The sequence below is a fragment of the Pseudomonas sp. Sample_9 genome (genome assembly GCF_004307535.1).
GTDB classification, from domain to species: domain Bacteria; phylum Pseudomonadota; class Gammaproteobacteria; order Pseudomonadales; family Pseudomonadaceae; genus Aquipseudomonas; species Aquipseudomonas mercuritolerans.
In genome coordinates, this window is record NZ_RAZO01000033.1 from 21280 (window position 1) to 35732 (window position 14453).

Annotated in this window: 12 protein-coding genes and 1 pseudogene; 10 read left to right on the plus strand and 3 right to left on the minus strand. The window is 61.4% G+C overall.

Annotated features, from left to right (window positions below):
• The first annotated feature begins 2 nt into the window (after nt 1-2).
• The 9 genes from murD (at nt 3) to lpxC (ending at nt 10517) form a co-directional block, all read left to right on the plus strand.
• Entirely contained in the window at nt 3-1349 is a 1347-nt protein-coding gene (gene murD, locus D6877_RS02215; protein WP_130909691.1) for a UDP-N-acetylmuramoyl-L-alanine--D-glutamate ligase, read from the plus strand.
• Nucleotides 1350-1351: 2 nt separating this feature from the next.
• A complete protein-coding gene (gene ftsW / locus D6877_RS02220) occupies nt 1352-2563 on the plus strand; it encodes a putative lipid II flippase FtsW (protein WP_172667897.1) in 1212 nt (403 codons plus the stop codon).
• Entirely contained in the window at nt 2553-3623 is a 1071-nt protein-coding gene (murG, locus tag D6877_RS02225; protein WP_130909692.1) for an undecaprenyldiphospho-muramoylpentapeptide beta-N-acetylglucosaminyltransferase, read from the plus strand. Before ftsW ends, murG begins: the two co-directional genes overlap by 11 nt.
• Nucleotides 3616-5076, plus strand: coding sequence for a UDP-N-acetylmuramate--L-alanine ligase (gene murC / locus D6877_RS02230; RefSeq protein ID WP_039761387.1), 1461 nt, complete (start codon nt 3616-3618; stop codon nt 5074-5076). The genes murG and murC overlap by 8 nt, the downstream gene beginning before the upstream one ends.
• Entirely contained in the window at nt 5073-6047 is a 975-nt protein-coding gene (locus D6877_RS02235; RefSeq protein ID WP_016773280.1) for a D-alanine--D-alanine ligase, read from the plus strand. Before murC ends, D6877_RS02235 begins: the two co-directional genes overlap by 4 nt.
• 4 nt (nt 6048-6051) lie before the next feature.
• On the plus strand, nt 6052-6918 hold the full coding sequence (locus D6877_RS02240) for a cell division protein FtsQ/DivIB (protein WP_073473459.1): 867 nt from the start codon (nt 6052-6054) through the stop codon (nt 6916-6918).
• 15 nt (nt 6919-6933) lie between these two features.
• Entirely contained in the window at nt 6934-8193 is a 1260-nt protein-coding gene (ftsA, locus tag D6877_RS02245; protein WP_016773282.1) for a cell division protein FtsA, read from the plus strand.
• 103 nt (nt 8194-8296) lie between these two features.
• A complete protein-coding gene (gene ftsZ, locus D6877_RS02250) occupies nt 8297-9493 on the plus strand; it encodes a cell division protein FtsZ (protein ID WP_016773283.1) in 1197 nt (398 codons plus the stop codon).
• Between the two features lie 112 nt (nt 9494-9605).
• On the plus strand, nt 9606-10517 hold the full coding sequence (gene lpxC / locus D6877_RS02255; protein WP_007916984.1) for a UDP-3-O-acyl-N-acetylglucosamine deacetylase: 912 nt from the start codon (nt 9606-9608) through the stop codon (nt 10515-10517).
• A gap of 148 nt (nt 10518-10665) precedes the next feature.
• Here lpxC and D6877_RS02260 read toward each other — a convergent pair whose 3' ends face one another.
• A complete protein-coding gene (locus tag D6877_RS02260; RefSeq protein WP_130909693.1) occupies nt 10666-12174 on the minus strand; it encodes a sensor domain-containing diguanylate cyclase in 1509 nt (502 codons plus the stop codon).
• A gap of 41 nt (nt 12175-12215) precedes the next feature.
• Here D6877_RS02260 and D6877_RS29760 point away from each other — a divergent pair.
• Nucleotides 12216-12323: pseudogene (locus D6877_RS29760) on the plus strand (metal ABC transporter ATP-binding protein); the annotation flags it as partial.
• A gap of 36 nt (nt 12324-12359) precedes the next feature.
• Here D6877_RS29760 and D6877_RS02270 read toward each other — a convergent pair.
• Both D6877_RS02270 and D6877_RS02275 read right to left on the minus strand, forming a co-directional pair.
• Nucleotides 12360-13676, minus strand: coding sequence for an OprD family porin (locus D6877_RS02270; RefSeq protein ID WP_130909694.1), 1317 nt, complete (start codon nt 13674-13676; stop codon nt 12360-12362).
• Between the two features lie 194 nt (nt 13677-13870).
• Nucleotides 13871-14092, minus strand: coding sequence for a hypothetical protein (locus D6877_RS02275; RefSeq protein ID WP_122693152.1), 222 nt, complete (start codon nt 14090-14092; stop codon nt 13871-13873).
• Nucleotides 14093-14453 lie beyond the last annotated feature (361 nt).

Sequence of the window (14453 nt, forward strand, 5' to 3'; positions counted from 1 at the left end):
GAGTGTCTCTGATCGCTTCTGACCACTTCCGCATCGTTGTCGGCCTCGGCAAGAGCGGCATGTCCCTGGTTCGCTTCCTGGCGAACCGGGGCACGTCGTTTGCTGTGGCCGACACGCGGGAAAATCCACCGGAACTGGCCACGCTCAAGCGTGACTATCCGCACGTGGAAGTGCGTTGTGGCGAGCTGGACGTCGAATTCCTCTGCCGTGCCGACGAGCTCTACGTGAGCCCCGGCCTGGCGCTGGCGACCCCGGCCCTGCAAGCCGCCGCTGCCCGTGGCGTGAAAATGTCCGGCGACATCGAACTGTTCGCGCGTAATGCGCGGGCGCCGATCGTCGCGATCACCGGTTCCAACGCGAAAAGCACCGTCACTACTCTGGTCGGCGAGATGGCGGCTGCGGCCGGCAAGCGCGTCGCTGTCGGTGGCAACCTCGGCACGCCTGCGCTGGATCTGCTCAGCGATGACGTCGAGCTGTACGTCATGGAGTTGTCGAGTTTCCAGCTGGAAACCACCGACCAGCTCAACGCCGAAGTCGCCACCGTACTGAACATCAGCGAAGACCACATGGATCGCTACAGCGGTCTGCCAGCCTATCACCTGGCCAAGCACCGGATCTTCCGGGGCGCGAAGCAGTTTGTGGTCAACCGTCAGGACGCCCTGAGCCGTCCATTGATCGGCGAAGGCCAGCCATGCTGGACCTTTGGCCTGAGCAAACCGGATTTCAAAGCGTTCGGCATTCGCGAAGAAGACGGCGAGAAGTATCTGGCCTTCGAATTCCAGAACCTGATGCCGGTGCGTGAACTGAAGATTCGCGGCGCGCACAACCAGTCCAACGCGCTCGCCGCATTGGCACTGGGTCACGCGGTGGGCCTGCCGTTCGACGCCATGCTCGCGGCGTTGCGCACGTTTGCCGGCCTCGAGCATCGCTGCCAGTGGGTGCGCGATCTCGACGGCGTGGCCTATTACAACGATTCCAAAGCCACCAACGTTGGCGCCGCTCTGGCCGCCATCGAAGGTTTGGGCGCAGACATCGACGGCAAGGTCATTCTGATCGCCGGCGGTGACGGCAAAGGCGCCGAATTCAACGATCTGCGCGATCCGGTGGCGGCCAACTGCCGCGCTGTGGTGCTGATGGGCCGCGACTCCGACAAGATCGGCGCAGCCATCGGTGATGCCGTGCCGCTGATTCGCGCGACCTCGCTGGTTGACGCCGTTGAGCAATGCCGCGCCGCTGCCCAACCGGGTGACGTGGTGCTGCTGTCGCCGGCCTGCGCCAGTTTCGACATGTTCAAGAATTACGAAGACCGTGGTCACCAGTTCGTCCGCGCTGTGGAGGAACTGGCATGAACCTGAGAAACATCATCAAGCCGTACCCGTCGCCGCTGATCACCGGGCGTGGCATCGACCTCGACTTCCCGATGCTCGCCGGTTGCCTGGCGCTGCTCGGTCTCGGCCTGATCATGATCGCCTCGGCGTCCACCGAAGTGGCGGCGGCACAGTCGGGCAGTCCGCTGTATTACATGATTCGCCACCTTATATATGTGGTGCTGGGCCTGGGCGCGTGCATCGTCACCATGATGATCCCGATCGCCACCTGGCAGCGCCTCGGCTGGATGATGCTGATCGGTGCGTTCGGCCTGCTGGTGATGGTGATCATCCCCGGCATCGGCCGCGAAGTGAACGGTTCGATGCGCTGGATCGGTTTCAGCTTCTTCAACGTGCAACCGTCGGAAATCGCCAAGGTGTTCGTGGTGATCTACCTCGCCGGTTATCTGGTGCGCCGGCAGAAAGAAGTACGCGAAAGCTGGATGGGCTTCTTCAAGCCGTTCATCGTCCTGCTGCCAATGGCCGGTCTGTTGCTGATGGAGCCGGACTTCGGTGCCACCGTAGTCATGATGGGCGCGGCGGCGGCGATGCTGTTTCTTGGCGGGGTCGGGTTGTTCCGTTTCTCGCTGATGGTGGTGCTGGCGGTTGGCGCGGTGGTTCTGCTGATCCAGATGCAGCCCTATCGAATGGCGCGTCTGACCAACTTCGCCGACCCGTGGGCCGACCAGTTCGGCGCCGGTTATCAGTTGTCGCAGGCCTTGATCGCGTTTGGTCGCGGCGAGTGGCTGGGCGTCGGCCTGGGCAACAGCGTGCAGAAGCAGTTCTACCTGCCGGAAGCGCACACCGACTTCGTGTTCTCGGTACTCGCCGAAGAACTCGGTGCGGTGGGTTCGCTGTGCACCGTCGCGCTGTTCGTGTTCGTGTGTATTCGCGGCATGTACATCGGCCTGTGGGCGGAGAAGGCCAAGCAGTTCTTTGCCGCTTACGTGGCTTACGGCTTGTCGTTCCTGTGGATTGGTCAGTTCCTGATCAACATCGGTGTGAACGTCGGCCTGCTGCCAACCAAGGGGCTGACCTTGCCGTTCCTCAGTTACGGCGGCAGCTCGCTGGTGATCTGCTGCGCCTGTCTCGGCCTGTTGCTGCGCATCGAGTGGGAGAGTCGAACCCACCTGGGCAGCGAAGAGATGGAATTCCAGGAGAGCGACTTCGCCGAGGAGCCGACTCATGGGCGCTAATGTATTGATCATGGCCGGCGGTACCGGCGGCCACGTGTTCCCGGCGCTGGCCTGTGCCCGCGAGTTTCAGGCGCGCGGCTACACCGTGCACTGGCTCGGCACGCCACGCGGGATCGAAAACGAACTGGTTCCGGCGGCTGGGCTTGAACTGCACCGGATCGACGCCAGCGGTCTGCGCGGCAAGGGCAAGCTGTCGCTGCTCAAGGCGCCGCTGATGCTGCTGAAATCGGTGTGGCAGGCGCGGGCGATCATGCGCCGCCTGAAGCCTGTGTGCGTGGTCGGCTTCGGCGGTTATGTGACTGGTCCTGGTGGTCTTGCCGCGAAACTGGCCGGCGTGCCGGTGATCGTTCACGAGCAGAACGCTGTCGCCGGCACCGCCAATCGGTTGCTGGTGCCGTTCGCCGCCCGAGTGTGTGAAGCGTTCCCCGACACCTTTACTCTGTCGGACAGCCGCCGTACCACCGGAAATCCGGTGCGCAGCGAGCTGTTCCTCGACACATCGCGACCGGCGCTGGCCGGACGCAAAGCGCGTTTGCTGATCCTTGGCGGCAGCCTGGGCGCAGAACCGTTGAACAAATTGCTGCCTGAAGCCCTGGCCCAAGTCGCTGCCGACCTGCGCCCGGAAGTGTTTCATCAGGCCGGCAAAAATCACGATGAAGTGACTGCCGAGCGTTACCGCGCCGTGGGTGTGGAAGCGCAGGTGCAGCCGTTCATCAAAGACATGGCCCAGGCCTATGGCTGGGCTGACCTGGTGGTGTGCCGCGCTGGCGCGTTGACCATCAGTGAGCTGGCGGCCGCCGGTCTGCCCTCGATGCTGGTGCCTTTGCCCCACGCGATCGACGATCACCAGACCCGCAACGCCGATTATTTGGCCCGCGAAGGCGCTGCCTTCCTGATGCCGCAAAGAACGACTGGTGCCGCGGATCTTGCCGCGCGCCTGACAGAGGTCTTGATGCAACCGCAACGACTCGAAGCAATGGCCCAAGCGGCCCGCCGACTGGCCAAACCCCATGCCACCCGTAGCGTGGTCGATACCTGTCTGGAGGTGGCCCATGGTTGAGAATCAGAAAGCCATGCCACAACCGGAAATGCGCCGCATCCGTCGCATCCACTTCGTCGGCATCGGCGGCGTGGGCATGTGCGGCATCGCTGAAGTATTGTTGAACCTGGGCTATCAAGTCTCCGGTTCCGACCTGAAAGCGTCGCCGGTCACCGAGCGCCTGGAATCGTTTGGCGCGCAGATCTTCATCGGTCACCGTGCCGAGAACGCCGCTACTGCCGATGTGCTGGTGGTGTCGAGCGCGGTGAACACCTCCAACCCGGAAGTGGCGACTGCCCTTGAGCGTCGTATTCCGGTAGTGCCGCGCGCAGAAATGCTCGCCGAGCTGATGCGCTATCGCCACGGCATCGCCGTCGCCGGTACCCACGGCAAAACCACCACCACCAGCCTGATCGCTTCGGTGTTCGCGGCCGGTGGTCTGGACCCGACATTCGTGATTGGTGGTCGTCTGAACGCAGCGGGCACCAATGCCCAGCTCGGCACCAGCCGTTACCTGATCGCCGAAGCCGACGAAAGCGATGCGAGCTTCCTGCATCTGCAGCCGCTGGTGGCCGTGGTCACCAACATCGACGCCGACCACATGGCGACCTACGACGGTGACTTCAACAAACTGAAGAAAACCTTCGTCGAATTCCTGCACAACCTGCCGTTCTACGGTCTGGCGGTGATGTGCCTGGACGATCCGGTGGTGCGCGAAATCCTGCCGCTGGTGAAACGTCCGACCGTGACCTACGGCTTCAGCGAAGACGCCGACGTACGCGCCATCAATGTGCGCCAGCAGGGCATGCAGACCTTCTTTACCGTGCTGCGCCCGGATCGCGAGCCGCTGGACGTGTCGGTGAACATGCCCGGCAACCACAACGTGCTCAACTCGCTGGCGACCATCTGCATCGCCACCGATGAAGGCGTCAGCGATGAAGCCATCGTTCAGGGCCTGTCGGGCTTCCAGGGCGTCGGTCGACGCTTCCAGGTCTACGGCGAACTGCCGGTAGACGGCGGCAACGTGATGCTGGTCGACGACTACGGTCACCACCCGACCGAGGTCGCTGCGGTGATCAAAGCCGTGCGCGGTGGCTGGCCGGAGCGTCGTCTGGTGATGGTCTACCAGCCGCATCGCTACAGCCGCACCCGTGATCTGTACGACGACTTCGTCAATGTACTGGCCGACGCCAACGTGCTGCTGCTGATGGAAGTCTATCCGGCCGGCGAAGAGCCGATCCCGGGCGCCGACAGCCGCAAGCTGTGCAACAGCATCCGTCAGCGCGGTCAGCTCGACCCGATCTACATCGAGCGTGGCGTTGACCTGGCACCGCTGGTCAAGCCGCTGCTGCGCGCCGGCGACATTCTGCTGTGCCAGGGCGCGGGTGATATCGGCGGTCTCGCGCCGAAGCTGTTGAAAAGTGAATTGTTCGCCGGCGCCGTGGCGGCGCCGGTCGAGGGGAAGTTGAAATGACTGCTGCCTACGCCAAGCTGTTCTCCACCATCGCGCCGAAAGACTTCGGCCGCGTCGCCGTGCTCTTCGGCGGCCTGAGTGCCGAGCGTGAGGTTTCGCTGAAATCCGGCAACGCCGTGCTCGAAGCGCTGCAAAGCGCTGGCGTCGACGCGTTCGGCATCGATGTGGGCGAAGACTTCCTGCAGCGTCTGCTCAGCGAAAAGATCGACCGCGCGTTCATCATTCTGCACGGTCGCGGCGGTGAAGACGGCAGCATGCAGGGCCTGCTCGAATGCGCCGGCATTCCGTACACCGGCAGCGGCATCCTCGCCTCGGCACTGGCGATGGACAAGCTGCGTACCAAGCAGGTCTGGCACAGCCTCGGGATTCCGACGCCGCGTCACGCCGTGCTGTGCAGCGAAGCCGATTGTATTTCGGCGGCGACGGAACTGGGCTTGCCTTTGATCGTCAAACCGGCGCATGAAGGTTCAAGTATCGGGATGGCCAAAGTGAATTCTGCGTCCGAGTTGATCGACGCATGGAAAGCGGCCAGTACCTACGATTCGCAAGTGTTGGTCGAGCAATGGATTCAAGGTCCGGAGTTCACCATCGCCACCCTGCGTGACCAGGTGTTGCCTCCTATCGCCCTGGGTACACCGCACACGTTCTACGACTACGACGCCAAGTACATCGCCAACGATACCCAGTACCGCATTCCGTGCGGGCTCGACGCGGCCAAGGAACAGGAACTCATGGAACTCACGGCCAAGGCCTGTGAGGCGCTGGGTATCGCCGGTTGGGGCCGGGCGGACGTGATGCAGGACGCCGACGGGCAGTTCTGGTTCCTCGAAGTCAATACCGCACCGGGCATGACCGATCACAGCCTGGTGCCGATGGCGGCGCGGGCTGCCGGTCTGGATTTCCAGCAACTGGTTCTGGCCATTCTGGCCGCCAGCGTTGAAGACGCAGGCGCAACAGAGGCGCGAGGTTAAGACCATGCAAGGCGCTCATCTCAGACATCAGCCACCCGCACCCGGCCGCAAGCCGGTGCCGCGGGGTGCCAGCCGAATGGTGGCGAAAGAGCCGATGTCCGCGCGCCTGCCGAAAGCCAATTTCGGCTTTCTGAAAAGCCTGTTCTGGCCGGTGCTGCTGGTGGCGCTGGGCTTTGGTACCTACGAAGGCGCGCAGCGTTTGCTGCCGTACGCCGACCGGCCGATCAGCAAGATCGCGGTGCAGGGCGACTTGAGCTACATCAGCCAGCAGGCGGTGCAGCAGCGGATCGCGCCGTTCGTGGCGTCGAGCTTCTTCACCATCGACCTCGCCGGTATGCGTACCGAGCTCGAGCAGATGCCCTGGATCGCCCACGCCGAAGTGCGTCGGGTGTGGCCGGATCAGGTAGTGATCCGCCTCGAAGAGCAATTGCCGGTGGCGCGTTGGGGCGACGAGTCGTTGCTCAACAACCAGGGCCAGGCGTTCACGCCCAAGGAGCTGGCGAATTATGAACACCTGCCGCAGCTGTTCGGCCCACAACGGGCTCAGCAGCAGGTGATGCAGCAGTATCAGGTGCTGAGCCAGATGCTGCGGCCGCTGGGTTTTTCGATTGCACGCCTGGAATTGCGTGAACGCGGCAGCTGGTTCCTGACCACCGGTGCCGGCAGTTCCGGCCCCGGCATCGAGTTGCTGCTGGGACGCGGCAACCTGGTGGAAAAGATGCGCCGCTTCATCGCCATCTATGACAAGACGCTGAAAGAGCAGATTACGAACATTGCGCGCATCGATCTGCGCTACGCCAACGGCCTCGCTGTTGGCTGGCGGGAACCCGTAGCGCCGACGACAGCCCAACCCGCTGTCGCAAAGAATTAAGAAGAGGCAGGACCCATGGCAAACGTGCAAAGCGGCAAAATGATCGTCGGTCTGGATATCGGCACCTCCAAAGTGGTGGCGCTGGTAGGCGAGGTCGCGGACGACGGCCAGCTGGAAATCGTCGGGATCGGCACGCATCCGTCCCGCGGTCTGAAGAAGGGCGTGGTGGTCAACATCGAATCCACCGTGCAGTCGATCCAGCGCGCGATCGAAGAAGCCCAACTGATGGCCGGCTGCCGCATTCACTCGGCGTTCGTCGGCGTGGCCGGCAATCACATCCGCAGCCTGAACTCCCACGGCATCGTCGCGATCCGTGATCGCGAAGTCAGCTCGGCGGACCTTGAGCGTGTACTCGACGCCGCCCAGGCCGTGGCGATCCCGGCTGACCAGCGCGTGCTGCACACCCTGCCGCAGGATTACGTGATCGATAACCAGGAAGGCGTGCGCGAGCCGCTGGGCATGTCCGGCGTGCGTCTGGAAGCCAAGGTTCACGTGGTCACCTGCGCCGTCAACGCTGCTCAGAACATTGAAAAATGCGTGCGTCGCTGCGGTCTGGAAATCGACGACATCATTCTCGAGCAACTGGCCTCGGCCTACTCGGTGCTGACCGACGACGAGAAAGAACTGGGCGTGTGCCTGGTCGACATCGGCGGCGGCACCACCGACATCGCGATCTTCACCGAAGGCGCGATCCGTCACACCGCGGTGATCCCGATTGCCGGTGATCAAGTGACCAACGACATCGCTATGGCGTTGCGCACTCCGACCCAGTACGCCGAAGAGATCAAGATCCGTTACGCCTGCGCCCTGGCCAAACTGGCCGGTGCCGGTGAAACCATCAAGGTGCCGAGCGTTGGCGACCGTCCACCGCGTGAGCTGTCGCGTCAGGCCCTGGCCGAAGTGGTCGAGCCGCGTTACGACGAACTGTTCACCCTGATCCAGGCCGAGCTGCGTCGCAGCGGCTACGAAGACCTGATTCCGGCGGGCATCGTGCTCACCGGCGGTACGTCGAAAATGGAAGGCGCCACTGAACTGGCCGAAGAAATCTTCCACATGCCGGTGCGCCTTGGTGTGCCGCATGGCGTGAAAGGTCTGGATGACGTGGTGCGCAACCCGATTTATTCCACTGGCGTCGGTTTGTTGATGTACGGCCTGCAGAAGCAGTCCGACGGAGTTTCGTTCTCCGGCATCGGCAGCCGCGACAGCTACAGCAGCGAAGAGCCTCAGGCGCCGCTGCTGGACCGACTGAAAAAGTGGGTTCAGGGCAATTTTTAAAAGCAGCCTGGAGCGACAAGCTTCAAGCGGCAAGCAACTGCAGTAGATACACCGCTACAAACAGCAGTAGGCGAAAAAACTAGAGAATGTAAGGAGAGGGAAAATGTTCGAACTCGTAGACAACATCCCCGCAAGCCCGGTAATCAAAGTTATCGGTGTCGGCGGTGGCGGCGGCAACGCTGTCAATCACATGGTCAAGAGCAACATCGAAGGCGTTGAGTTCATCTGCGCCAACACCGATGCTCAAGCGCTGAAAAACATCGGCGCGCGGACCATCCTGCAACTGGGCACTGGCGTGACCAAAGGCCTGGGCGCCGGCGCCAATCCTGAGGTCGGCCGTCAAGCCGCTCTGGAAGACCGCGAGCGCATTGCTGAAGTGCTGGCCGGCACCAACATGGTGTTCATCACCACCGGCATGGGCGGCGGTACCGGTACCGGTGCGGCGCCGATCATCGCTGAAGTGGCCAAGGAAATGGGCATCCTGACCGTTGCGGTCGTGACCCGTCCGTTCCCGTTCGAAGGCCGCAAGCGTATGCAGATTGCCGACGAAGGCATCCGCATGCTTTCGGAAAGCGTCGACTCGCTGATCACCATTCCAAACGAAAAACTGCTGACCATCCTCGGCAAAGACGCCAGCCTCTTGTCGGCTTTCGCCAAGGCTGACGATGTACTGGCCGGTGCCGTTCGCGGTATCTCCGACATCATCAAGCGTCCGGGCATGATCAACGTCGACTTCGCCGACGTGCGCACCGTGATGAGCGAAATGGGCATGGCAATGATGGGCACTGGCTGCGCCAGCGGTCCGAACCGTGCACGTGAAGCCACCGAAGCGGCAATCCGCAACCCGCTGCTGGAAGACGTCAACCTGCAAGGCGCGCGCGGCATTCTGGTGAACATCACCGCCGGTCCTGACCTGTCCCTGGGTGAGTACTCCGACGTTGGTTCGATCATCGAAGCCTTCGCTTCCGAGCACGCGATGGTCAAGGTCGGTACCGTTATCGATCCGGACATGCGCGACGAGCTGCACGTAACCGTGGTTGCCACCGGTCTGGGCGCGAAAATCGAGAAGCCTGTGAAGGTCATCGACAACACCGTTCACACCTCCATGGCTTCCGCCCAGGTGCAACAACCGGCTCCGGCCCGTCAGGAGCAGCCAGCGGTGAACTACCGTGATCTGGACCGTCCGACCGTCATGCGCAACCAGGCTCAGGCCGGTGCTGCGGCTGCCGCGAAGATGAATCCGCAGGATGACCTGGACTACCTGGACATTCCGGCATTCCTGCGTCGTCAGGCCGATTGATGGAATGTATCAGGGCTATGAAGGTGATTGGTGTTCAGCAAAGGCATGGTCTGCTATCATCGCCAGCCTTTGTTGATACCAGTTCGCAATTTGCGCTGAAGCGGCCCAAGCCATGATTAAACAACGCACACTGAAAAATATTATCCGTGCCACAGGTGTAGGCCTGCACTCCGGTGAGAAGGTCTATCTGACCCTCAAGCCTGCGCCTGTCGACACTGGCATTGTGTTTTGTCGCGCTGACCTCGACCCTGTGGTGCAGATTCCTGCCCGCGCGGAAAACGTCGGTGAAACCACTATGTCGACGACGCTGATCAATGGCGACGTCAAAGTGGACACGGTAGAGCACTTGCTCTCGGCCATGGCTGGCCTGGGCATCGATAACGCCTACGTCGAGCTCTCCGCGTCCGAAGTCCCGATCATGGATGGCAGCGCTGGACCCTTCGTATTCCTGATTCAATCGGCAGGCCTGGAAGAACAGGACGCCGCCAAGAAATTCATCCGCATCCTGCGTGAAGTGACAGTGGAAGACGGCGACAAGCGCGCCACTTTCGTCCCTTTCGAAGGCTTCAAGGTGAGCTTCGAGATCGATTTCGATCACCCGGTATTCCGGGACCGCACCCAGAGTGCAAGCGTGGATTTTTCCAGCACTTCGTTCGTTAAAGAAGTCAGCCGCGCTCGTACCTTTGGTTTCATGAGTGACATCGAGTACCTGCGCAAGCACAACCTCGCACTCGGCGGCAGCGTTGAAAACGCAATCGTGGTCGATGCCGATGGCGTGTTGAACGAAGACGGTCTTCGTTATGAAGACGAATTCGTCAAACACAAGATCCTCGACGCGATTGGCGACCTGTACCTGCTGGGCAACAGCCTGATTGGTGAGTTCAAAGGCTTCAAGTCCGGTCATGCACTGAACAACCAGCTGCTGCGCAAATTGATTGAGCAGACAGACGCTTGGGAAGTGGTGACGTTCGAAGACGCCAGCACCGCACCAATCTCTTACATGCGCCCGGTTGCGGCGGTGTAAGTAAAAAACCTCTCTAGTTTTTTGAAGGCCATCCTCGGATGGCCTTTTTTTATGCCCTTTCAAAAGCAAAAGATCGCAGCCTTCGGCAGCTCCTACAGGGGAACGCATTCCAGATGTAGGAGCTGCCGAAGGCTGCGATCTTTTGACTTTAAACTGACACCACAACGCGATTGCGCCCGCCTTCCTTGGCCTGATACAGCGCCTTGTCCGCTGAAAACAGCAGCTGCTCCAAGGTCATCTCGCTCGCCGATGTCCACGTAGCGATGCCGATACTCACGGTCATCGCGCGCTCAGCGCCTTCGACCCACGGCAAGTTTTCCACAGCCTGGCGAATCTGCTCGGCGATCTGCTGCGCTCCCGCGCTGTCAGTCTCGGCGAGAATCACCGAAAACTCTTCCCCGCCATACCGCGCGACCAGATCCGCCGGACGCCGCACGTTCGCGGTTATTACCTTGGCCAGCTCGCGCAACACCTGATCCCCAGCCTGGTGTCCGTGTCGATCATTGAAGGCCTTGAAGTGGTCGGCATCGATCATCATCACCGACAGTGGCTGGCCCGAGCGCTGGGCGCGGAACCACTCGTGGCGCAGGGTCTGATCGAGCATGCGCCGGTTGGCCACGCCGGTCAGGTCATCGGTGGCAGCCAGTTGCGCCAGTTCGCGTTCGGCGCGATGGCGCAAACGCAGTTCCCGAGCGAGCAGCCAGGTCAGCCACAACAGCCCCAGGCACAACACGCCGGTGGCGCCGCTGATCAGGATCGCCGTGCGCCGCCAGGTGCCGAACACTTCCTCGCTGGACAGCGCCACCATCACGGTCAACGGCAGATTGCCGACCCGCGAGTAGGTGTAGAGCCGCCGTTGTTTATCCATGCTAGAGGTGCTGGTGAAACTGCCGCTGCCATCGCGGTCGCTGAGAATCCGCACGACGTTGGGCCGGTTGCCGAAACTCTTGCCGACCGAATCGCTCTGCAGATACGGCTTCTGCGCGAGCAGCACGCCATCGCTGTTGATGATGTTCAACGTGCTGTCGGTGCCGATGTCGAGGCTTTTGAACAGGTCGTCGAAATAGTCGAGTTTCAGCGACGCCACCGCCACGCCGAGGAATTCACCGGTCTGCGAGGAGATGCGCCGGCTGAAGCTGATGCGCCACTGATCGGCTTCTTCGCAATCGCAGCGGGTCTTGAACGGGCGGCTGATAAACATGCCGATGTCGCGGTTGAATGCGTGGGCGAGAAAATAATCGCGGTCGGCGAAATTGCCCGGTTTCGGTTCGATGCGCGAGGAGTCGGCGATTACCTCGCCATGCTTGTCGAGCAGGAGGATATCGCCCTTGAAGCGCGCGGTGGCAGAGCGATCGAACAGCGCCAGATGACGGATCTGCGGCGAGACGTTCTGCAGGTCGTCACGCTGGGCGGCGGCGATCAGCCCTTGCAGCGTCAGGTCGTACAGCTCGACGGTGCGCAGCACATCGGCATCGATCAATTGCGCGATGGTCGTGGCGCGGCGCGTGGCGACTTCCTGCGCACTGGCGTACTCGCGGATCAGCAGGAAGGTGACGATGCACACCATCGCAATCACGGTCAGCAGGCTGCCGAGGATCAGCAGGCGCTCGGGGCGACCGGTAAGGCCTGTGGTGGAAGGCTTGCGGCTGGCGATCATGATGGGCTGTCGGTAGGTGTGGTTTCGTAAGCTTAGTAGGGCTGACGCCGGACGAACCTGTGGGAGCGAGCCTGCTCGCGAAAGCTGATTGTCAGTCAACATCTGTGTTGAATGACACACCGCTTTCGCGAGCAGGCTCGCTCCCACAGGGTAGATCACAGGGTCTGAAAAACGCAGCGCCGATCTTAGAAGACGTTGACCGGGTAGTCGATGATCACGCGGTATTCATCTGTATCCGAATCAATCGCGCCGTAGCCGTTGCCGCCCCGGTTGGTCGCCCATTGCAGGCGCACCGCCAGGTTCTTGGCCTGGCCGCTTTGCACGACGTACTGCAAATCGATATCGCGTTCCCAATGTCTGGCGTTGCGGCCATCGGCGCTGTACCAGCTCGAATAGCCTGCGCTGTTAGGGTCGGCTTTGGTCAGGTCCACCGTGCCGCGTGAATAAGACAGCGCCGAAGTCAGGCCGGGGATGCCGACACCGGTGAAGTCGTAAGCGTATTTCAGCTTCCACGAGCGTTCGTTCGGGCCGTTGAAGTCCGAATACTGCTGCGAGTTGTCCAGGTAAACGCTGTCGCCCTGGCTGATGTAGTCGAATGGTGTGTTGCCGTTGACCCGCTGGTAGGCGGCGGTGACGCTGTGGTTGCCGATGCCGACGGTGAGATGCGTGCTCCAGGTGTTGTTGTCGATGTTGCCCAGCAGCGCATCACCGGTGTCTTGCGTGTGATAGAAATGCAGGCCCGGGTTGAGGCTGACCAGATCGTTCAGTTGCCAGGTGTAGTCGAGGTCGTAGTAGTACTGGTTCCAGATGTCCTTGAGCTCGGAGGCGTAAAGACTGCTGGTCAGGCCCTCAACTCCGCTCCAGGCCACACCGGCCCAGTTCAGGTGCTGGCTTTCGTCACCGTCGGCGAGCGAACCGTACGACGTTCCGATGCGGGTATGACCGCTCTGGTTATAGGGCTTGGTGAAACTGGCCTGGCCACCTTCGATCAACCAGCCGTCGAAGCTGTGGTTGCTCAGGCTGATGCCACGAAAGGTCTGCGGCAGCATCCGCGTGTCGCCGCCGGCGATGACCGGGTTGGTGAGGAACAGATCACCGGCCTTCAACTCGGTATCGAAGGCGCGCAACTTCAACGTCCCGCCTGCGGTGGAGAACGAGCCCGGCGCTTTGCCGTTGCCATCGCTGATCGGCAGGATGCTCGAACCGTCGGTCCCGCCACCACCGTCGAGTTTCAAACCGAGCATGGCGTGGGCATCGACGCCGAAGCCGACCGTGCCTTCGGTGTAGCCGGACTGGAACACGCCGAGAAAACCCTGACCCCACTCGATATTGTCGTCGGCCTTCTGCAAGCGGTTGCGATTCATGTAGTAGTTGCGGGCGTTGAGGTTGAGGCTCGAGCCTGCGACGAAGCCCTGTTGGGCAGACTCATCGGCGTGGACAGCGGGGGCAATCGTTGCGGCAATTGCAATGAACAGCGGGGTGAGGCGGACAGGGTAAAACACGTGCGGTGGGGCTCCTTGGGTCAGCGGGCCGCTCTGGTTCTTGAGCGGCTTGATGTTTCTTGTTGTTACAGACGCAGCAGACGGCTTTCAGACCACAACGAAAAAAGGCCGCTGAATGGCAGCGGCCTGGAGTGACGACGGTTGAACGGGAAGAGCCAAACAACCGCGTCGAGGGAAATCTTTCGCGGTGCGACTCAGCTGTCTTTCTCGAGCGCTTGAGCCTGGGAAGTAGCGGCCTGTGGGGATTGCGTCGCGTCTTGAGCCTTGGCCATCACTTCGGCCTGATGCTGATCGAATGCCTGTGCGCGAGCGACTTTTTGCGCGACGAACGTTTGCGATTCTTCAGCCATCGCCATCGGCGACAGGATCAATGAGGACAAAACGAATGCGCTGGCAATACCCATACTGTTGGACATCTTGAAAACCTTCTCGCTTGGCGAGTGCTGTTTGGTGCGGGCAAAGATAAGGTTGCCGAGGGTTGGGAAACAGCGTGATTTTCATAAATGACTGTTACAGCAAAAGCAAAGATCGGCACGGGTAACAACCCGGTCTGTGCGTGATGGTGGCCTGTGGCGAGGGGATTTATCCCCGTTGGGCTGCGAAGCGGCCCCAAGAATTCCAGCCTCAAAGATTCTTGGACCTTTTGCACAGGATTTGCGACTGCTGCGCAGCCGAGCGGGGATAAATCCCCTCGCCACAGGGCTTGGCTGAGCATTCAGACCGGAAGGTGAATGCCGAAGGTGTTCATGCCCCGGTCACTGCGCACAAACACATCCC